At 74.9% G+C, this 20245-nt stretch carries 17 protein-coding genes; 14 read left to right on the forward strand and 3 right to left on the reverse strand.

Going from position 1 to position 20245, the window contains the following annotated elements:
• The first annotated feature begins 23 nt into the window (after positions 1-23).
• The 6 genes from AB0C35_RS38075 to AB0C35_RS38100 all read left to right on the forward strand — a co-directional run bounded on the left by AB0C35_RS38075 (position 24) and on the right by AB0C35_RS38100 (position 8296).
• Positions 24-680 carry a TetR/AcrR family transcriptional regulator gene (locus AB0C35_RS38075; RefSeq protein WP_358466961.1) on the forward strand — a complete coding sequence of 219 codons (657 nt, stop codon included), beginning with the start codon at positions 24-26 and terminating at the stop codon, positions 678-680.
• Positions 667-1431 carry an ABC transporter ATP-binding protein gene (locus tag AB0C35_RS38080; protein ID WP_358466963.1) on the forward strand — a complete coding sequence of 255 codons (765 nt, stop codon included), beginning with the start codon at positions 667-669 and terminating at the stop codon, positions 1429-1431. The genes AB0C35_RS38075 and AB0C35_RS38080 overlap by 14 nt, the downstream gene beginning before the upstream one ends.
• Positions 1428-3797 carry an FtsX-like permease family protein gene (locus AB0C35_RS38085; protein ID WP_358466965.1) on the forward strand — a complete coding sequence of 790 codons (2370 nt, stop codon included), beginning with the start codon at positions 1428-1430 and terminating at the stop codon, positions 3795-3797. The genes AB0C35_RS38080 and AB0C35_RS38085 overlap by 4 nt, the downstream gene beginning before the upstream one ends.
• Before the next feature lie 78 nt (positions 3798-3875).
• Entirely contained in the window at positions 3876-6905 is a 3030-nt protein-coding gene (locus tag AB0C35_RS38090; RefSeq protein WP_358466966.1) for an FAD-linked oxidase C-terminal domain-containing protein, read from the forward strand.
• 51 nt (positions 6906-6956) lie between these two features.
• Entirely contained in the window at positions 6957-7445 is a 489-nt protein-coding gene (locus AB0C35_RS38095; protein ID WP_358466968.1) for a MarR family transcriptional regulator, read from the forward strand.
• Between the two features lie 122 nt (positions 7446-7567).
• Entirely contained in the window at positions 7568-8296 is a 729-nt protein-coding gene (locus AB0C35_RS38100) for a DUF4142 domain-containing protein (protein WP_358466970.1), read from the forward strand.
• A 43-nt stretch (positions 8297-8339) separates the two neighbouring features.
• Here AB0C35_RS38100 and AB0C35_RS38105 read toward each other — a convergent pair whose 3' ends face one another.
• Positions 8340-9212: an NAD-dependent protein deacetylase gene (locus AB0C35_RS38105; RefSeq protein WP_358466972.1), complete on the reverse strand. Its 873-nt coding sequence runs from the start codon at positions 9210-9212 to the stop codon at positions 8340-8342.
• A gap of 174 nt (positions 9213-9386) precedes the next feature.
• On the opposite strand from AB0C35_RS38105, the gene AB0C35_RS38110 reads away from it, so the two are divergent.
• Positions 9387-10676, forward strand: a complete 1290-nt coding sequence (locus tag AB0C35_RS38110; RefSeq protein ID WP_358466974.1) for a beta-ketoacyl-[acyl-carrier-protein] synthase family protein — start codon at positions 9387-9389, stop codon at positions 10674-10676.
• 39 nt (positions 10677-10715) lie between these two features.
• Here AB0C35_RS38110 and AB0C35_RS38115 read toward each other — a convergent pair whose 3' ends face one another.
• Positions 10716-11690, reverse strand: a complete 975-nt coding sequence (locus AB0C35_RS38115) for a DUF3068 domain-containing protein (RefSeq protein ID WP_358466976.1) — start codon at positions 11688-11690, stop codon at positions 10716-10718.
• A 220-nt stretch (positions 11691-11910) separates the two neighbouring features.
• Here AB0C35_RS38115 and nirB point away from each other — a divergent pair, with 220 nt between their 5' ends.
• The 7 genes from nirB to AB0C35_RS38150 all read left to right on the forward strand — a co-directional run bounded on the left by nirB (position 11911) and on the right by AB0C35_RS38150 (position 18761).
• Complete coding sequence (nirB, locus tag AB0C35_RS38120) at positions 11911-14409, forward strand: nitrite reductase large subunit NirB (RefSeq protein ID WP_358466978.1); 2499 nt, start codon at positions 11911-11913, stop codon at positions 14407-14409.
• Positions 14406-15890: an FAD-dependent oxidoreductase gene (locus AB0C35_RS38125; RefSeq protein WP_358466980.1), complete on the forward strand. Its 1485-nt coding sequence runs from the start codon at positions 14406-14408 to the stop codon at positions 15888-15890. Before nirB ends, AB0C35_RS38125 begins: the two co-directional genes overlap by 4 nt.
• A gap of 24 nt (positions 15891-15914) precedes the next feature.
• Positions 15915-16436, forward strand: a complete 522-nt coding sequence (locus AB0C35_RS38130) for a gamma carbonic anhydrase family protein (RefSeq protein WP_358466982.1) — start codon at positions 15915-15917, stop codon at positions 16434-16436.
• Positions 16437-16449: 13 nt separating this feature from the next.
• A complete protein-coding gene (locus AB0C35_RS38135) occupies positions 16450-17337 on the forward strand; it encodes an amidohydrolase family protein (protein WP_358466984.1) in 888 nt (295 codons plus the stop codon).
• Complete coding sequence (locus AB0C35_RS38140; RefSeq protein ID WP_358466986.1) at positions 17334-17636, forward strand: DUF2470 domain-containing protein; 303 nt, start codon at positions 17334-17336, stop codon at positions 17634-17636. Before AB0C35_RS38135 ends, AB0C35_RS38140 begins: the two co-directional genes overlap by 4 nt.
• Positions 17637-17765: 129 nt before the next feature.
• Positions 17766-18440, forward strand: coding sequence for a biliverdin-producing heme oxygenase (locus tag AB0C35_RS38145; RefSeq protein ID WP_358466988.1), 675 nt, complete (start codon positions 17766-17768; stop codon positions 18438-18440).
• 129 nt (positions 18441-18569) lie between these two features.
• Positions 18570-18761, forward strand: a complete 192-nt coding sequence (locus AB0C35_RS38150) for a hypothetical protein (protein ID WP_358466990.1) — start codon at positions 18570-18572, stop codon at positions 18759-18761.
• A gap of 21 nt (positions 18762-18782) precedes the next feature.
• On the opposite strand, the gene AB0C35_RS38155 is transcribed toward AB0C35_RS38150, so the two are convergent.
• Positions 18783-20216 (reverse strand): RNB domain-containing ribonuclease, encoded by a 1434-nt coding sequence (locus AB0C35_RS38155; protein ID WP_358466992.1) that lies wholly within the window; start codon positions 20214-20216, stop codon positions 18783-18785.
• Between the last annotated feature and the right edge of the window lie 29 nt (positions 20217-20245).

Consider the following 20245-nt stretch of genomic DNA (forward strand, 5'->3'; position numbering starts at 1 on the left):
GATTAAGCAGTCGCTTAAAGCGGTTGACCAATGAGCGGGGGACGGGCATGGCGGACGACGGGGTTCCGACGCGGATCCGGCTGCTGGAGGCGGCCGTCGCGGTGATGGCCGAGAGCGGCTGGTCCGGCGTGACCTCGCGTGTCGTGGCGGAGCGGGCGCGGGCCAACAACGCGCTCGTGCACTACTACTTCGGCTCGGTGGACGCGCTCCGGCGGGCCGCGGTGATGCACGCCGTGGAGCTGGAGCTCGCGGGCCCCGTCGAGGCGATCCTCCAGAAGCCGGACGTGCTGGACGGCGTCGCCGACGCGGTCCGCGTCCTCATCGACCGCGGCCCCGGCTCCGCCGGGCAGCGCGTGCTGGTGGAGGCGCTGATGCACGGCCTGCGCGACGACGAGCTGCGCGAGGAGAGCGTTCGGCAGATCCGGATGTTCCGGGAACTGCTGTCGACTCGCCTCGCCGAGAACCGCGCGGCCGGGCTGCTGCGCGCCGACGCCGACCCCGCGGGCCTCGCCGTGGTGCTCGCCGCCCTGGTCGACGGGCTGCTGCTGCACGTGCTGATCGATCCCGGGACCGATATGACCGCGCCGATGACCGGGCTGCTCGCACTCCTGCGCGCGCCCGGCGCGCCCGGTGCGCCCGGGGACCACGCGGATGAAGGAGACGACGATGACGCGTCATGACCGCGGGCGGGCGACCGTCCGGGAGGACGACGAGGCCCGTGCCGGCGCTCCGGCCGTGCTGCTGCGCGGTGCCGGCAAGACCTACGGCGCCGGCCACGCCGAGGTGCGCGCGCTGCGCGAGGTGGACCTGGAGGTGCGGCGCGGCGAGTTCGTCGTGCTGCTCGGCCCGTCCGGATCCGGCAAGACGACCCTGCTCAACCTCGTCGGGGGGATCGAGCCCGCCACCGCCGGGGACGTCGTCGCGGGCGGCCGCGACATCTCCGGCCTGGACGAGGACGCCCGCACCGCCTACCGGCGCGACACCGTCGGCTTCGTGTTCCAGTTCTTCAACCTCGTCCCGTCGCTGACCGCGCTGGAGAACGTCCGGCTCGTCGCCGAGCTCACCGGCCGCGGCGACCGGGAGCGGTCCGCCGCCGCGCTGGAGGCCGTCGGGCTCGCCGACCGCGGCGGCCACTTCCCGGCGCAGCTGTCGGGAGGCGAGCAGCAGCGCGTCGCGATCGCCCGCGCGATCGCCAAGGAGCCCCGGCTGCTCCTGTGCGACGAGCCGACCGGCGCGCTGGACCTGGAGACCGGACGCGGCGTCCTGCGCGTCCTGCAGGACCTCAACCGGCAGGGCCGCACGGTCCTGGTCGTCACCCACAACGCCGCGATCGCCGCCATCGCGCACCGCGTCGTGCGGATGCGCTCCGGCCGCGTCGTGGAGGTGACCACCACCGCGGAGCCCGCCACCGCCGACGAGGTGTCCTGGTGAGCACCCTCAACGTCAAACTGCGCCGCGACCTGCGCCGCCGCCCCGCCCAGCTGGTGTCGGTCGTGGTGCTGGTGATGCTCGGCGTCGCGCTGTTCGGCGCGTCCTACGACGCCTACAAGAACCTGGACTCCGGATACCAGGACCTGTTCGCAAAGTACCGGTTCGCGGACCTGACGCTGTCGGGCGGCGACACCGCCGCGATCGCCGCGCAGGCCCGGTCCCGGCCCGGCGTCGAGGCCGTCGCCGCCCGCACCGTCGCCGACGTGCCGATGCGGACGCCCGGCGGGAACACCTTCGTCGGCCGCGTCGTCGGGTTCCCCGCCGGATCGCAGCCGGACGTGAACAAGGTCGAGGTGCTGCGGGGCCGGTACCTGGACCCCGCCGCGCCGTCCGGCGTCCTCGCCGACAAGCACCTCGCCGAGGACGCCGGCCTGGAACCGGGCGCGAACGTGTCGGTGTGGGACGGGCGGGCCTGGCGGACCCTCGGCGTGCGCGGCACCGCGTCCTCGCCCGAGTACCTCTGGCCCGCACCCAGCCGGCAGGACATCCTGCCCGCGCCCGGGTCGTTCGGCGTCCTGTACGTCCCCGAGCCGCTCGCCCGCCGGATCGCCGGCACGGACACGCCCAACGAGGTGGCCGTCCACTACACCGCCGCCGGACGCGACCACGCCGCGCGCCTGGACGCGGCCCTCACCGCCGCCGCCCGGGAACACGGCGCGGGCGCCGCGATCACCCGCGCCGAGCAGCCCAGCAACGCCACCCTCGCGCAGGACATCAAGGGGTTCTCCCAGCTGGCCGTGATGTTCCCGCTGCTGTTCCTCGCCGCCGCCGGCGTGGCCGTCTACGTCGTGCTGACCCGCCGCGTGGCGCGCGACCGCGTCATCATCGGGACGCTGCGCGCCAGCGGGTTCCGCCGCCGCACGGTCGTGGCGCACTACCTGGCCACCGGCGTCGCCGTCGGGTTCGCCGGGGCGCTCCTCGGCGTCGCCGCCGGGCTCGCGCTGGCCGGGTCGGTCACCCGCCTGTACGGCGACGCCATCGGGCTGCCCGAGACGACGGTGACCGTCCGCGCCACCACCATGCTCTTCGGGCTGCTGTTCGGGCTGGTCGCGGGCGCCCTCGCGGCGCTGGCGCCCGCGGTGTCGGCGGCCCGCGTCCCGCCCGCCGAGGCGATGCGCGGAAGCGTCCCGTCCACCGGGGGAGCGGGCCTGCTCGCCCGCCTGGAGCGGTCCGTGCCCGCCGCGGGGCGGCTGCCCGCCGGGGCGTGGCTGGTGCTGCGCGGCCCCGCCCGCCAGTTCCGCCGCACCCTCTACACCATGGCCGGCGTGGTCCTGGCGCTCGTGCTCATCCTCGTGTCGTGGGGGATGCTCGACTCCTCGCAGGCGACCGTGTCCCGGCAGTTCGACCAGATCCAGCGCCAGGACGCCGAACTCGCTCTCGGCCGCCCCCTCGACGCCGCCGCCCTGGCCGCGATCTCGGGCACCCAGGGCGTGCGGGCCGCCGAACCGTCCGCGCACCTGCCCGTCACGATCACCGCCGGCGACCGGGGCTACGCCACCACCGTCGTCGGGCTGCCCGCCGGCACGCGGATGCACCGGTTCCTCACCCCCGGCGGCGGCGAGCGGTCCCTGCCGGTCGGCGGCGCGCTGATCGGCGCGGCGCTGCGCGACCGGCTCGGCGTGGACGCCGGCGACCGCATCGGGTTGCGCCTCGCCGGAGGCCGGACCGTCACCACGACCGTCGCCGGCTTCGTGGACGAGCCGCTCGGCACCTACGCCTACGCGACGCTCGGCCAGGTCGCCAAGTGGGCGCCGTCCGCCCGGCCCGACTCGGTGCTCGTCCGGTTCGACCCGGGCGCCGACCGCGCCGCCGCCGAGCGCGCCCTGTCGGCCCGTCCCGGCGTCGTCGCCTACACCGACTCCCAGGCGCTCGAGAAGACCATGGACGAGTACATGAACCTGTTCTACGTGTTCGTCGCGGTCATGCTCGCCTTCGGCGGGCTGCTGGCCTTCACCGTCCTGTTCGCGACCCTGTCGGTGAACCTCGCCGAACGCGGCACGGAACTGGCCACGCTGCGCGCCTCCGGCGTCGGCCGTCGGCGCCTGGCCCGCCTCGTCACCGCCGAGAACCTCCTCGTCGTGACGGCGGGCGCCGTCCCCGGCCTGATCATCGGGAGGATCGCCACCGGCGCGTTCCTCGGCGCGTTCAACAGCGACCTGATGTCCTTCCACACCGAGATCCGGCCCGCCACGTTCGCCTGGTCGGCGCTCGCCGTGCTCGTGGTCGCCCACCTGGCGCAGCGCCCCGGCCTGCGCGGCATGGCCCGCATGAACCTCGGCGCGCTCGTCCGGGAGAGGACCGGCTGACCCGCGGCGGCGTCCGCACGGGAACATGCGGGGAGCGGCACCGCGGTTGAAGGGCCGGGCTCGGGTAAGCGTTCCGCCATGGCTGTTTCGGCGGAAGGCACCCGGCACGGACGACGGACGAGAACGGGGAACGCGGCCCGCGGCGGGGACGCGCTCCGGCGCGCCCTGGCCGCCCGCGTGGACGGCGAGATCCGGTTCGACGCCGGATCCCGCGCCGCCTACGCCCACGACGCGTCCAACTACCGGCAGCCGCCCATCGGGGTGGTGGTGCCGCGGACGGTCGAGGCCGGCGCCGAGGCCGTCCGGGTCTGCGCCGAGCACGACGTGCCCGTCCTGTCGCGCGGCGGCGGGACGAGCCTGGCCGGGCAGTGCGTCAACGACGCCGTCGTCATCGACTGGTCCAAGTACTGCCGCGCGCTGATCTCCGTCGACGCCGGCGCCTGCCGCGCCGTCGTGGAACCCGGCGCGTGCCTGGACGACCTGAACGCCGGGCTGGCCGGGCACGGCCTGATGGTCGGGCCCAAGCCGTCCACCCACGACACCTGCACCATCGGCGGGATGATCGGCAACAACTCCTGCGGCGCGTCGGCGCAGGCGTACGGGAAGACGGCCGACTCCGTCGTCCGGCTGGAGGTGCTGACCTACGACGGGCTGCGCATGTGGGTGGGCGAGACCTCCGACGAGGAGTACGAGCGCATCCGAGCGGAGGGCGGCCGCCGCGCCGAGATCTACCGGGCCCTGCGCGGGCTGCGCGACGACGGCATGGAGCTGATCCGCACCCGCTACCCCGGCATCCCGCGGCGCGTGTCCGGCTACAACCTCGACTCGCTGCTGCCGGAGAAGAACTTCGACGTGGCCCGCGCCCTCGTCGGGTCGGAGGGCACGCTCGTCACCGTCCTGCGCGCCGAGGTCCGGCTGTTCCCCGTCCCGGCGCACCAGTCGCTCGCCGTCCTCGGCTACGACGACATCACCGACGCCGGCGACGCCGTGCCCCGCGCCCTGCCGTGGGAGCCGCTCGCCCTGGAGGGCATGGACGAAAGGCTCCTGCGGCTGGCCCAGTGGCACCACCTGGCCGGGCCGCGCGTCATCCAGGACATGCCCGAAGGCGCGGGCTGGCTCATGGTCCGGTTCGGCGGCGACACCGAGGACGAGGCCGACCGCCGCGCCCGCGCCTTCATCGAGCACATGGAGGCCGGGCCGCTGCGGCCCCGCTGCACCTTCGTCCACGACCCCGAAGAGGAGGAGCGGATCTGGAAGGTCCGCGAGGCCGGGCTCGGCGCGACCGCCTACCCGCCCGGCCGGCCCGACACCCACGAGGGGTGGGAGGACTCCGCCGTCCCGCCGGACCGGCTCGGCGACTACCTGCGCGACCTGCGGGCCCTCATCCGCGAGTTCGGCTACGGGCCCGTGTCCCTGTACGGGCACTTCGGGCAGGGCTGCGTGCACACCCGCATCCCGTTCGACCTGGAGGACGAGAAGGGCGCCGGGAACTACCGCAGGTTCATCGAGCGCGCGGCGCGGCTCGTCGTCTCCTACGGCGGGTCGCTGTCGGGCGAGCACGGCGACGGGCAGTCCCGCGCCGAGCTGCTGCCGCTGATGTTCGGCGGCGACGTCGTCCGGCTGTTCGAGCGGTTCAAGGCGGTCTTCGACCCCGGGAACCGGATGAACCCCGGCAAGATCGTCCACCCGCACCGGCTGGACGACGACCTCGACCATCTCGCCTATGACCCGGCCGAGCCGGACACGCACTTCTCCTACCCCGACGACGGCCACCGCTTCACCCACGCCGCGGCACGCTGCGTCGGGATCGGCAAATGCCGGGCGTCGTCGGGCGGCGTGATGTGCCCGAGCTACCGCGCGACCGGGGAGGAGGAGCACTCCACCCGCGGGCGGGCCCGCATCCTGATGGAGATGATGCGCGGCATGCCCGGCGGCGGCGTGCCGAACCCGTCGGTGCCCGGCCCCGGCGGCGCGGCCGTCATCACCGGCGGGTGGCGGTCCGAGGACGTCCTGAACGCCCTCGACCTGTGCCTGGCGTGCAAGGGATGCCGCAGCGACTGCCCCGTCAACGTGGACATGGCCACCTACAAGGCCGAGTTCCTCGCCCACCACTACGCGGGCCGCCTGCGCCCGCCCTCCCACTACACGATGGGCTGGCTGCCGCTGTGGGCCAGGATCGCCGCGTTCGCGCCGGGCGCCGCCAACACGGCCCTGCACCTGCCCGTCCTGGGCGCGGCGGCCAAGCGGCTCGGCGGGATCGACCCGCGCCGCGACATGCCGCGCTTCGCGCCCGAACGGTTCACCGACTGGTTCAGGCGCCGCCCGCCGCGGCGTGAGGGGAAGCGGGTGGTGCTGTGGCCCGACACGTTCACCGACAACTTCCACCCGCACATCGCCAAGGACGCCGTCCGCGTCCTGGAGGCGTCCGGCCACCGCGTCGAGGTTCCGCCCGCCGCGCTGTGCTGCGGCCTGACGTGGATCTCCACCGGGCAGCTCGGCGTCGCCGCCCGCGTGCTGCGCCGCACCGTCCGGGCGCTCGCGCCGCGGCTGCGCGACGGCGTCCCGGTGGTCGGGCTGGAACCCAGCTGCACCGCCGTGTTCCGCGCCGACGCGCCCGAGCTGATGGAGGGCGACGCCGCCGAGGACGACGTCAAGCGGCTCCGCGACCACACCAGGACCCTCGCCGAACTCCTCGACGAGCACCAGGCCGAGACGGGCGGCGCCTCGCCCGGCGCCTCCCACGGCGTAGTCGCCGGGCTCGACACCCCCCGCGTCCGCGCGATCGCCCAGCCGCACTGCCACCAGCACGCCGTCATGGGGTTCGGCGCCGACGAACGCGTCCTGTCCCGCGCCGGCGTGGACGTGGAGACCCTCGACGCCGGCTGCTGCGGCCTCGCCGGCAACTTCGGCTTCGAGCGCGGGCACTACGAGGTGTCCACCGCCGTCGCCGAGCAGGGAGTCTGGCCCGCCGTGCGCGACGCCGGCCCCGACGTGACCGTCCTCGCCGACGGGTTCTCCTGCCGGACGCAGATCGAGTCCGGCACCGCCGCCCGGCCCCGCCACCTCGCCGAAGTCCTCGCCGGCCTGCTCCCGGGGGAGCGCCCGTGACCGCCCCGGGCACGTTGGCGCGCCACCGCCGCGGCCCTGTAGAAAGTCGTCATGAGCCAGCGTGCGGATGACGACGACGACGGCGTCGACGAGGTCACCTCGGCGGTCCTGACCGCGTCCCGGCTCCTGGTGGCGATCTCCGTGCGCTCCCTGGCCGCCGTCGAGGACGCCGTGACCCTGCCGCAGTTCCGGCTGCTCGTCGTGCTGTCCTCGCAGGGGCCGTCCAAGCTCGTCACGCTTGCCGGGCTGCTGGAGGTCAACCCCTCCACCGCGATGCGGATGGTGGACCGGCTGGCCTCGGCCGGGCTGGTGGACCGGCAGGCCAGCCCGCACAGCGGGCGCGAGGTCCGCATCCAGCTCACCGGCGCCGGCCGGGCCATCGTCGACGACGTCACCGCCCGCCGCCGCGCCGGCATCGCCGAGGTCGTCTCCCGCATGCCGCCCGGCCAGCGGCACGCACTGGTCGCCGCGCTGCGCGCCTTCACCGAGGCCGGCGGCGAACCCCCCGTCCCCACCCTGGTCCAGCTCGGCTGGACCTGACCCGCCCCGCCGCCGGAGAACCGGCCGTCCGGATGAACCCCCGCCGCCGCGGGGTGCGTACCGCTCAGGTGACGCTTCCCTCCCCGACCGGGGCGTCCCTCCACCGAAAAGGACGGCGGCGCATGCGAGGACCCCGACCGGCCACCGCCGCGGCGGCGTGCGGGCTGGCCGCGGCGCTGATCCTGGGCGGCTGCACCCCCGTGGGCCGCCAGACGACCGACGGGGGCGTCCGCCCGGCCGGGCCCGCCGCGGCCGACGGCGGCGGGGCGGGCGGCGCGGACCAGGGCGCCGTCAAGGCCGAAGGGGGGCTGCTCACCGCCGCCGACCGCCTCCTCCTCGTGCAGCTCAGGCAGGCCGCGCTGTGGGAGATCCCGGTCGGCCGGGCCGCCGCGCGCCGCGGCTCCCAGGAGGCCACCCGCAAGAACCTGGGCCAGATCGCGACACGGCACATCCGGTTCGACGAGGTCAACCGCCGGATGGCCGCCAAGCTGAACGTCCCGCTGCCGAACCGGCCGACCGCCGAGCAGACGAGCTGGATGTCGGAGATCAGCGGGAAGTCCGGCACCGACTACGACAAGACCGCCGTGGCGCGGATGCGGACGGCGCAGGGACAGCTGTACGCGCGGGCCGCCGCGGTCCGCGCCAGCACCCGCAACACCGTGATGCGCGCGTACGCCCAGCAGGTCCAGGCCTTCCTCAACGGCCAGCTGAAACGGCTGGAGAACACCGGCTTCGTCACCGTCGACACCCTGCCCGAAGCGCCCGTCGTCACCGGCGCGCCCCCGCCCGGCGGCCCGGACCGGCGGCGGTCTCCCGCGCCCGCCGCGACCTCCGTGCTCCCCGGCGGCTGACCCCGCCCCCGTCTGACCGCGCCGCTGTCTGACCGCGCCTTCCCTACGGGCCGAGTTCGGCCAGCAGCGCGTCCAGCGTCGCCCCGAGGGGCGCGTCCATCGTGATCAGCGCGTGCTCGTCGCCCCTGGTCGCGCCCCGGTTGACGATCGCGACGGGAATGCCGTGCCGGGCCGCGTGCCGGACGAACCGGTACCCCGACAGCACCGTCAGCGACGACCCGAGCACCAGCAGCGCGCCCGCGCGCTCGGTCAGCGCGTAGCAGTCCCGGACGCGGTCCGGCGGCACGTTCTCCCCGAAGAAGATCACATCGGGTTTGAGGGGGCCGCCGCACCGCTCGCAGTCCACCACCCGGAACGCCTCGATCTCGCCGTCGCCGAGCACGGCGTCGCCGTCGGGGTTGACCTGCGCGTCCGCCGCCGCCCGCGCGTCCCAGCCCGGGTTCGCGGCCCGCAGCCGCGCGTCCAGCCGCCCGCGCGGCGTCCGCTCGCCGCACGACAGGCACAGCACCCGGTCCAGTGCGCCGTGCAGCTCGACGACGCCCTCCGCCCCCGCGGCCTGCTGCAGCCCGTCGACGTTCTGGGTGATGATCCCCGCGACCAGGCCGCGCCCCTGCAGCTCCGCCACCGCGCGGTGCCCGGCGTTCGGGCGGGCCGCGGCGATGTGCCGCCAGCCCAGATGGCTGCGCGCCCAGTACCGGCGGCGCGCCGCGGCCGACCCGGTGAACTCCTGGTAGGTCATCGGCTCGGCCCGCCGCCGGCGCCCCGTCTCACCCCGGTAGTCCGGGATTCCCGACTCGGTCGACAGGCCCGCGCCGCTCAGCACCACCACCTCGCCGTCCGAGACGACGTCGGCCAGCATCCGCAGCCGCGTCCCCTCCCCGCCACCGGCCGGCCGGCTCTCCGCAACGCTCGTCACCCCTCCATCGTGCACGACGGGGACGAGTGAGGGACGAAACACCCGATACCCCTGGGGCGGACGGTGTCGTCGTGACAAAAACCGCCCGGAGAATGTGCCCGGCGCGGCAAGTCCCGGCGGGCGCCCGCACGCTAGCTTCCGAACCCCGCATTCCCCCACACCGCGAGGTGACGGATGACCCCTGCGCGCCGTGCCGATGGAACGCCCCGGGTGGTGGTGACCGGGTTCGGCGTGAAGAGCCCGGCGGGCGGCACCCCCGAGGAGGTGTTCGCGACCGTCCTCGCGGGCAAGTCGCAGGCCGTCCACGTCCCCGAGCTGTTAGAGGCCGGGACCTCGGTGTCGTACGGCTGCCCCGCCCCGCCGCTGGAGGAGGACCGCTACTTCACCCGGCCCGAGCGCCGCCGCCTCGACCGCATGACCAGGCTCGGCGTCGCCGCCGCCGACGACGCGGTGGCCGACGCCGCACGGGACGCCGGGGCCGGCGCCGGGGCGGACGCCGGCCCCGGCCGCGGCGCCGCCGGACGGTGCGGGGTGTACGTGGGGACCGCCGCGGCCAACCTCGCCTCCGTGGTCGCGCTCGGCGGCCACGAGCACGCCGGGACGCTCGACCGGGTGCCCGTGCCCGCCGTCCCGAAGATCATGCCGAACGCGACGGCCGCGAACGTGTCCATCCGGCACGGCTTCGAGGGGCCCTGCCTCACCTACTCGACCGGCTGCGCCAGCGGCGCCACCGCGATCGGCGAGGCCGTCCTCGCCATCAGGGCGGGCCGGATCGACGCCGCCGTCGCCGGCGGCGTCGACGCGATCCTGACGCCGTTCACGATGGCCGCGTTCGCCCGCATCGGCACCCTCGCCCGCCGCGACCCCTCCCCGCACACGGCCGGCCGCCCGTTCGACGCCGACCGCGACGGGTTCGTGGTGGGGGAGGCCGCCGCGTTCCTCACCCTGGAGCGGGCCGACCACGCCGCCGCCCGCGGCGCCCGCGTGTACGGCGAGATCAGCGGTTACGCCTGCGGCACCGACGCCACCCACCTCGTGAGCCCCCGGCCGGACGGCCGCGTCGCCGCCCGCTGCATGGCCGCCGCGCTCGCCGACGCGGGCCTGGAACCGCGCGACATCGGGCACATCAGCGCGCACGCCACCGGCACCCCCGGCAACGACGCCGCCGAGGCCCTGGCGATCGGCCGCTGCTTCGGCGGCCACGCCCCGCCCGTCACCGCCGTCAAGGGCGTCACCGGGCACATCCTCGGCGCGGGCGGCGCGCTGGAGGCGATGGTCGCGCTGCTGTGCGGCGCCGCCGGGCTGGTGCCGCCGACCGCGAACTTCGCCGCCCCCGACGCCGACACGGCGCTGATCGACGTCGTGCACGGCGAGGTGCGCGCGATCGCGCCCATGGCCCCCGTGCTGTCGAACTCGTTCGGCTTCGGCGGCCACGACGCGGCGCTCGTCCTCACCCCCGCATGACCCCGGACGCCCGGACGCGGCGCGCCGGGTCAGCCGCCGTCAGCGGCGCGCCGCCGGAGCCGGGGCGCGGCGGTTTCCGCGCCGGCCGGGACGGCGGCCGCCCGCGAAGGTCAGGATCAGCCCGGCCACGATGATCGGCAGGCCCGCCCCGACGCCGGTCAGGGGGACGACGGTCTCCAGCAGCCGTATCTGCGAGGCGCCCTCGTCGGACTTGGCGCGCAGGTCCTCGCGCGACTCCGGCGTCATCCGCAGGTCGAGGTCCGCCACCACGAGACTGCCCGGCCCCTCCTTGGGCCGCAGCGTCGTCACCACGTGCCGCTGCTGGTCGATCGGGGCGCCGGTCCTCGGGTCGACCCAGTACGTGGCGTCCACCCGGTAGTAGCGGTCCGTCTCGACGGCCGGATCGCCCTTCGGGCGCCCGAACAGCTCGGCGGGCAGGGCGGGCAGCTCACCGGCGACCTTGGTCTCGGGGATGTGCTGGACGTACCGGTAGGTGTTCAGCCCGTCGACGCGCTGCTCGCCGTCGAAGGTGACCGGCCAGGCGCGGAGGGTGCCGGTGTCGAGCAGCTCCAGGCCCTCCTTGCGGACCTCCAGCGGCCAGGACAGCCCGATGCCGTCCATGCGGGCGTTCGTGTCGCCCTGCACCGCCGCGCCGCAGCAGTTCTTCAGCTGCCCGGTGGTGCGGTCGAAGGCGTACCGCGCCTTCTGGATCTCGATCGTGTTGCCGCGCCCCACGTCCTGGACGATCGTGCCGCTGTCCCAGACGGCGATGTCGTCACTCGACGCCTTCACGTCACCGCGGACGGTGTTGGTCGCCACCACCGTGGCGCCGGTGCGCAGCGTGACCGACGACGCGTCGAGGTAGGTGGCGTTGTCGGCCTGCAGCCGTGTCACCTGGTAGACGTCGACGGGCGCGCCGATCAGCGTGGGGCCGACGTAGAAGTACACGAGGAGGCCGGCGGCCAGCAGGAACGTGCCGAGCGCGATGAGCGGGACGCCGATGATCCTTCGCACTGCCGCCTCCGGATATGTCGTTGATGCTGTGATTTCGGATACTTTTTCATCTTTTGGATCCTCTCGTGTCACCTCCGCGAAAGGAACGGGTTGCCCGCACCGACCGGCGAAGTCTGTGCGCCCGCCCAATCTCCCGGACGCGGCGGGCGTGAGGCGCAGTTAACGTGCGGGTGACGTCCGGGATCCGAACGGGAAATACGGGCCGCCGAGTATCGGGCCCATGGGAGCCGACAGCAAACCGGACAAGCGGCTGGTCGTGGCCGGCCACGGCCCGGCCTCGCACCGCCTGGTGGAGGCCCTGCGCGAACGCGACACGGCCGGAACATGGACGATCACCGTCATCGGCGAGGAGACGCGCACGGCCTACGACCGCGTCGCGCTGACGACGCACCTGGAGGGCGCCGACCTCGCCTACCCCGCGCACGGCGGCGAGGTCGCGGTCGTCACCGGGGAGCGGGTCACCGCGATCGACCGCGGCGCCCGGACCGTCACCACGTCCGCGGGACGCGTTGCCGGCTACGACGCACTGGTCCTGGCGACCGGGTCGGCGCCGTTCGTCCCGCCGGTCGAGGGCCGCGACCTGCCCGGCGTGTTCGTGTACCGCACCATCGACGACCTGGACGCGATCCGCGAGTACGCGCGGGGGAAGGCGACCGGCGCGGTCGTCGGCGGCGGCCTGCTCGGCCTGGAGGCGGCCCGCGCGATCCAGGGCCTCGGGCTGCGCAGCGGCGTCGTGGAGGTGGCGCCCTGGCTGATGCCGCGCCAGCTCGACGAGGGAGGCGGCGCGATGCTGCGCCGCCACATCGAGGGACTCGGCATGGCCGTCCACACGGGCGTCCCCATGCGCGCCCTGGAGGCGGGGGAGGACGGAGCGGTCCGCCGGGTCGCGCTCGCCGACGGCTCGGTCATCGACGCCGAGGTGGTCGTGTTCTCCGCCGGCATCCGGCCGCGCGACGAACTGGCCCGCGGCTGCGGCCTCCCGGTGGGGGAGCGCGGAGGGATCGCCGTGGACGCCTCGTGCCGCACCGAGGACCCGGCCATCTGGGCGATCGGCGAGTGCGCCCTCGTCGGCGGCGCCGTGTACGGGCTGGTCGGGCCGTGCTTCTCCATGGCCGAGGTCGTCGCCGACCGGCTGCTGTCGGACGGCGGCACCGCCGTGTTCGAGGGCGCCGACATGTCGACCAAGCTCAAGCTCATGGGCGTGGACGTCGCCAGCTTCGGCGACCCGTTCGCCGGCCCCGAAGGCGCCCTCGGCGTCACTTACACCGACCCCGTCGCCGGCGTCTACAAGAGGCTCGTCGTCAGCGACGACGCGCAGACCCTCCTCGGCGGCGTCCTCGTCGGCGACGCCGAGTCGTACGCGACGCTGCGCGCCTACGTCGGCGGGACCCTGCCGGGCGCCCCGGAGCAGATGCTGTTCGGCGGAACCGAGACGGCGGGCGGCGACCTGCCCGGCGCGACCGTCATCTGCTCCTGCAACAACGTCACCGCCGAGGGCATCCGCTGCGCGATCTCCGAGCACTCCCTCACCGACGTGCCCGGCGTCAAGGACTGCACCAGGGCCGGGACTAGCTGCGGAAGCTGCGTCCCGCTGGTCAAGCGGATCCTGGACGCGGAGCTGACCGCCGCCGGGATCGAGGTCAGCAAGGCCATCTGCGAGCACTTCGACTACAGCCGCGCCGAGCTGTTCGACATCGTCCGCGGCGGGCGGGTCACCAGCTTCACCCAGCTCGTCCAGGAGCACGGGACGGGCCGCGGCTGCGACATCTGCCGGCCCGCCGTCGCGTCCATCCTGGCCAGCCTCGGCAACGGCCACATCCTGGAGGGCGAGCAGGCGGCGCTGCAGGACACCAACGACCACTTCCTCGCCAACCTGCAGAAGAACGGCACGTACTCGGTCGTCCCGCGCGTCCCCGGCGGCGAGATCACCCCCGAGAAGCTCATCGTGATCGGCGAGGTCGCCCGCGACTTCGGCCTCTACACCAAGATCACCGGCGGGCAGCGGATCGACATGTTCGGCGCCCGCGTCGAGCAGCTCCCCGAGATCTGGCGGCGCCTCGTCGAGGCCGGGTTCGAGTCCGGGCACGCCTACGGCAAGGCGCTGCGGACGGTGAAGTCGTGCGTCGGGTCCACCTGGTGCCGCTACGGGGTTCAGGACTCTGCCGCCATGGCGATCCGCCTCGAACTGCGCTACCGGGGGCTGCGCGCCCCGCACAAGCTGAAGTCGGCCGTGTCCGGATGCGCCCGCGAATGCGCCGAGGCGCAGAGCAAGGACTTCGGCGTCATCGCCACCGAGAACGGCTGGAACCTCTACCTCGCCGGGAACGGCGGCATGCGGCCCCGCCACGCCGACCTGTTCGCCACCGACCTCACCGACGAGCAGCTGATCACCTGCATCGACCGGTTCCTGATGTTCTACATCCGCACCGCCGACCGGCTGCAGCGCACCGCGACGTGGCTGGAGTCCCTCGACGGCGGCCTGGACTACCTCCGGGAGGTCATCGTGGACGACCGGCTCGGCATCTGCGCCGACCTCGACGCCGCCATGGAGCGCCACGTCGCCGCCTACTCCGACGAATGGCGCGACACCCTCGACGACCCCGACCGGCTCCGCCGGTTCGTCTCGTTCGTCAACGCCCCGAAGACCCCCGACCCGAGCATCGCGTTCGAGGTCGAGCGCGACCAGATCAAGCCGCTCCCGCTGGAGGTGAAGCGATGAGCGCCGCAGCGGGGGCGGGAGGCCGGGCGGGCATCGTCGTCGTCGGAAACGGCATGGCCGGGGCGCGGTTCGTGGGCGAGCTGCGCGCCCGCGACCGCCGCACGCCCGTGACGGTGTTCGGCGCGGAGCCGCAGCCCCCCTACAACCGGGTGCTGCTGTCGAACGTCCTCGCCGGGATGACGCGGCCCGACCACATCGGCCTCGTCGACGCCGCCTGGTACGCCTCCCACGGCGTGGACGCCCGGCTCGGCGTCGAGGTCACCCGCGTCGACCGCGCGGCGAAGGCCGTCCACGCCGCGGACGGGACCGTCACCCCGTACGAGACCCTCGTCCTCGCGACCGGCAGCACCGCGTTCATCCCGCCGATGCCCGGCCTGCGGGACGGGCTGCCCCGCGGCGCGCTGGTGTTCCGCACCCTGGACGACTGCCGCCGCATCTCCGAGCTGGCCGACTCGGCGCGCAGCGCGGTCGTCGTCGGCGGCGGGCTCCTCGGCATCGAGGCCGCCCGCGGGCTGATGGGCCGCGGCCTGGACGTGACCGTCCTGCACCTGGCCGGGCACCTCATGGAGCGCCAGCTCGACCCGGCCGCCGGGAAGGTCCTGGCCCGGACCCTGGCGAGCCTCGGCATCGCCACCCGCATGCAGGCCGACGTCGCCGCCCTGCGCACCGCCGGCGGCGCGGTCACCGGCGTCGAGCTGGCCCTGCCCGGCGGCGGGACGGAGGTCATCGGCACCGACCTGGTCATCCTGTCGTGCGGCGTCCGCCCCGAGGTGGGCCTCGCCCGCGACGCGGGCCTGGCGATCGGCCGCGCCGTGATCGTCGACGACGAGCTGCGCTCGGTCACCGACCCGTCCGTCCGCGCCATCGGCGAGTGCTCCGAGCACCGCGACGAGGTGTACGGCCTCGTCGCGCCCGCGTGGGAGCAGGCCGGCGTGCTCGCCGGGCTGCTCGCCGGCACCGACCCCGCGGCGCGGTTCACCGGCGCCCGGCAGATCACCCGGCTCAAGGCCGCCGGGATCGAGTTGGCCTCGATGGGCGAGACGCACTTCGGCGACGACGACGACGGCGTCGAGGTCGTCCGGTTCACCGACGCCGCGCGCGGCACCTACAAGAAGGCGGTCATCCGGGACGGGCGGCTGATCGGCGCGATCCTGGTCGGCGAGACCTCCGCGGCCGGGACGCTCACCCAGCTCTACGACCGCGCCGCGCCGCTGCCCGCCGAGCGGCTCGGCCTGCTGTTCCCGGGCGCCGCCGGCGCCGCCGAGGCCGGATCGCCGCTGCGCATGCCGGACGCGGCGACCGTCTGCCAGTGCAACGACGTCAGCAAGGGGCGGATCCGCGCGTGCTGGCAGGCCGGCGCCCGCACCGCCGACGACGTCGCCCGCGAGACGAGGGCGGGCACCGGCTGCGGAGGCTGCCGTGGCGCGCTGGAGGGCATCGTGGCCTGGCTGGACGAGCAGGACTCCGCGGACGTCGCCTGAACCGCGGCGGGTAGGCTCCGCCGCATGGCCGTCTACGCGCTGGGAGACCAGGTACCCGACATCCATCCGTCCGCGTACGTCCACCCCGGGGCGACCGTCATCGGGTCGGTGACCCTGGGGGAGGAGGCCACCGTGTGGCCGGGCGCCGTCCTGCGCGGCGACTACGGCACGATCGGCGTCGGCGCCCGCACGTCCGTCCAGGACGGCACCGTCGTGCACACCACGGCGCCGTGGCCGACCGTCATCGGCGCGGACTGCGTGATCGGCCACAACGTCCACCTGGAGGGCTGCGTCATCGAGGACCGCTGCCTCATCGGCTCCGGGTCGGTCGTGCTCAACCGCGCGCGCGTCGGGACCCGCGGCGTCGTGGGCGCCGGGGCCGTCCTGACCGAGGACGCCGCCGTCCCGCCCGAGCACACCGCCCTCGGCGTCCCCGCGCGCGTCAGGCCCGGCGGCATCGACGAGCGGTGGCACAAGGAGGCGGTCGCCATGTACGTCGCCAACGGCCACCGCTACGCCGCCGAGCTCACCCGGATCCGGCCCTGAGAGGGAGGCGTTCATGCTCGACGGGCGTCCGCTGATCGACGCGCACGTGCACGCGGCCCGGCTGCCGACCCTGCCCCCGGCGTGGCGGCAGTGGGCCGACGAGTTCGGCTCCGCCCACCCGTGGCCGGACCTCTACGACGCCGACGGCACCCTCGTCCCGGAGCGGGTCGACGCCTACTTCGAGGGCGAGGGCGTCGACGTCGCCCTCCTGCTCTGCGAGTACAGCCCCAAGACGACCGGCATGCAGCCCATCGAGGACCTGCTCCCGCTGGTGAAGCACAACCCGCGCCGGTTCAGGCCGGTCGCCAACGTCAACCCGCACCTGCACTACCCGATCGGGGCCGAGGTCGAGCGGCAGCTGGCGTTCGGCGCGGCCGCGCTGAAACTGCACCCGGTGCACGGCGGGTTCAGCGTCGCCGACCCGGACCTGTACCCCGCCTACCAGGTGTGCCGCGACGCGGGCGTTCCCGTCGTCGTCCACTGCGGGACGAGCTCGTTCCCCGGCTCGGCCAACCGGTACGCCGACCCGACGGCGGTCGACGACGTGCTGCGGCTGTTCCCCGGCCTGACGTTCGTCCTCGCGCACGGCGGGCGCGGCTGGTGGTACGACGCCGCGGCGTTCCTCGCCCTGTCGCGCGACAACGTGTGGATCGAGCTGTCGGGGCTGCCGCCGCGGCGGCTCCCCGAGTACTACGCGCGGCACGACCTGCGGCGCCTCGCCCGCAAGTTCGTCTTCGGCACGGACTGGCCGGGCGTGCCCGGCGTCGCGCGCAACGCCCGCGCCGTCGCCGCCCTCGGCCTGGACGAGGAGACCGTCTCGCTCGTCCTCGGCGGCAACGCCCTCCACGTCTACAAGGGCCTGTCCGTTGAGCCCGCTCCAGCAGGAAAGGACGAACCATGACCGATGAGGGCGCCTTCACCGGCGAGGTCGTGCGGCAGATCATGCGGCACATGAACGAGGACCACGCGGCCGACTGCCTCACGATCTGCCGGGCGCTGGCCGGCCGGCCCGGCGCGACCGCGGCCCGGATGACCGGGATGGACGCCGACGGCATCGACTTCGCCGTCACCGACGGCGGCGCCGAGCATCCCGTCCGGATCCCCTTCAGCGAGCGCCTCACCGAACGTCCCCAGGTCCGCCACGAGGTCGTCCGCATGACCGAGGAAGCCCGCGCGGCGGCGCACGAGGCGCCGCGCTGAGCACGTGACTGGACGTTCCCGACGGGCCGTCGGTAAAGTAGCCGACGTCACGTCGGGAAACATCACCGCAACACCTTCCCAGGTGACTTAGGTAAGGCTAGCCTAAGTCCCGGATGAAGGAGGGGCCGGATGGACAGTGCTGGAAACGAGGGCGCGACGGCGGAGTCGTTCTCGGCGCGGCTGAGGGCCGCGACGTGGAGCGACCACGGCGACAACGAGACCTCGGCCTACATGAGCGCGCTCGTCGAGGGCCGTCTCGCCCGCGAGGAGTACGCGGTCCTGGTGGCGCAGCTGCACCCCGTGTACGAGCTGCTGGAGGCGGCCGCCGACCGGATGGCGCCCGACCCCGTCGCCGGCCCGTTCGACCTTCCCGGCCTGCGCCGCCGTGACGCCCTGGAGGCGGACCTGGCCTTCTTCTACGGCCCCCGCTGGCGCTCCCGGATCGAGCCGAACCCGACCACGGCGCGCTACTGCGACCGGCTCAGCGAGGTGTGCTTCGGCTGGCCGGGCGGCTTCGTCGCCCACCACTACACCCGCTACATGGGCGACCTGTCCGGCGGGCAGTACATCGGCGTCCAGGTCCGCAAGACCCTCGACCTGTCCGCCGGCGACGACGGCGTCCGCTTCTACCGCTTCCCCGGCAAGCCCAAGGCGTACAAGGACCGCTACCGCGGCCTCCTGGACGCCGCGCCCTGGGACGCCGCCGAGCAGGACCGCGTCATCGACGAGGTCAAGGCCGCCTACCGGCTCAACGCCGCCGTCACCGAGGAACTCGGCGAGAGCCTGAGTCCCACCGCCGCCTGACACGGCGAACCGCAGTTCCACCGGGATTCGGGCGGACCGGAAAGGGGACGCGGTTTGCGCGGCGGGTGCACGGACATCTGATGGGAAGCCCCGGGGCGTGAGATGCCCCCGACCCATTGGAAGGCCCCCATGCTCGCGATCGCCTCCGCGGCCGTCTTCGCCCTCGCCCTGCTGTTCGACCTGGCCGACATCTCCTCGGACGCCATCAACAACGGCACTCTGACGTTGCTCGGCCTGCTGCTGATCGCCCTGCACTTCGCCGGCGTCGGGACGAACACGAACTGGCGCCCGAGCGGCCGCGCCCGCACCCGCCGCCGCTGACCGGCCGCCCGCCTTCGAGGATCACGCCACCCGGGAGAAGCGGACGTGGCGGCGCGCCGGGTCCGCCTCCTCCAGCCGCACCTTGACCCGCTCGCCGAGCGGCAGCCCGTCCCCGTCGCAGCGGCCGAACACCGGCGGCGTCACCAGGTGGACGCGCCCGCCGGAACGGTCGGCGCTCACGTCCACCACCACCGCGTCGAAGACCTCCCCGACCTGGTCGCGCAGCAGCAGCGCCTCGACGAGGTCGACGCAGGCGTGATCGATGTCGGCGGCGCGGCGCAGCGCCCGCTGCATCACCTCGGGCAGGCCGGGCAGCGCCTCCCGCACCCAGCCGGGGACGGGCCGCCCCGCCGCGAGCGCCAGGCACACCTCGGTCGCGTGCCGGTCGGCCAGCCGCCGGATCGGCGCGGTGACGTGCGCGTACGGGGCGGCGACCGCAGCGTGCGCCGGCTGCTCGGGCGGCTCCCCGTCGAACGCGGTGTAGCCGGCGCCGCGCATCAGCCCCGCCGCGTCGTGCAGGAACGCGGCGTGGCCGGGCAGGGACGGGTCGAGCGCGCGGACGATGTCGCCGTAGGAGGAGCCGCCCGGCCAGGCGACGCCGAGGGCGCGTGCGGCCAGCCGCAGCCGCGCGACGGCCTCGGCGGGCGCGGGCGGCATGGTGCGCAGCAGCCCGACGCCGCCGTCCAGCATCATCCGCGCCGCCGCCCGGCCGGTCAGCAGCGAGATCTGCGCGTTCCACGCCTCGGTCGCGAGGTCGCCGCGCAGCTTCAGCGCCCATCCGCCGTTGGCGTGCACGACCTCCTGCTCGGGCAGGGGGAGGCTGACGCCGCCCCGCGCGGCCTCGGCCGCGATGAGCCGCTCGCCGATCTCGCCGAGCAGCGCGATGCGGGGGTCGCCGTCGTCGTGGCGGGCGCCCGCGTAGTCGAGGCGGTCGTGGCTGCGGACGACGGCGCGGCGGACGTCCACGTCGGTGATCCGCCCGGCCTCGTCGACGTCGATCGTCCACGCCACGGCGGGACGGTCCCGGCCCGGCAGCAGGCTCGCGGCGCCCTCCGACAGGCGGCGCGGATGCAGCGGCGCGTTGGCGTCGGGCAGGTAGAGCGTGACGCCGCGGGCGCGCGCCTCGGCGTCGAGGGCGCCGCCCGGCCGGACGAACCCGGCCATGTCGGCGATGGCGTACCGGACCCGGTGCCCGGACCCGCGCCGTTCCAGATGCATGGCCTGGTCGAGGTCGAGGGAGCCGGGCGGGTCGAGGGTGAAGAACGGGACGCCGCGCAGGTCGGCGCGCCCGTCGGCGGGCGCCGCGGGGCCGGCGGCCTCCGCCAGGACGGCCGCCGGGAACGGGCCGGGAACCGAGTACTCGGCCCGGATCCGGTCGAGCCCGGCCCGGACCTCGGCGTCGGCCCGTCTCGTGGGCGAGAGGGCGCTGCCCAGTCGCGGCGGTCGGCGCGGCACAGCATCGAGCGTACGGGACGGACCCCGCC

The organism is Spirillospora sp. NPDC048819 (assembly GCF_040650055.1).
In the GTDB taxonomy this organism is placed as follows: Bacteria; Actinomycetota; Actinomycetes; order Streptosporangiales; family Streptosporangiaceae; genus Spirillospora.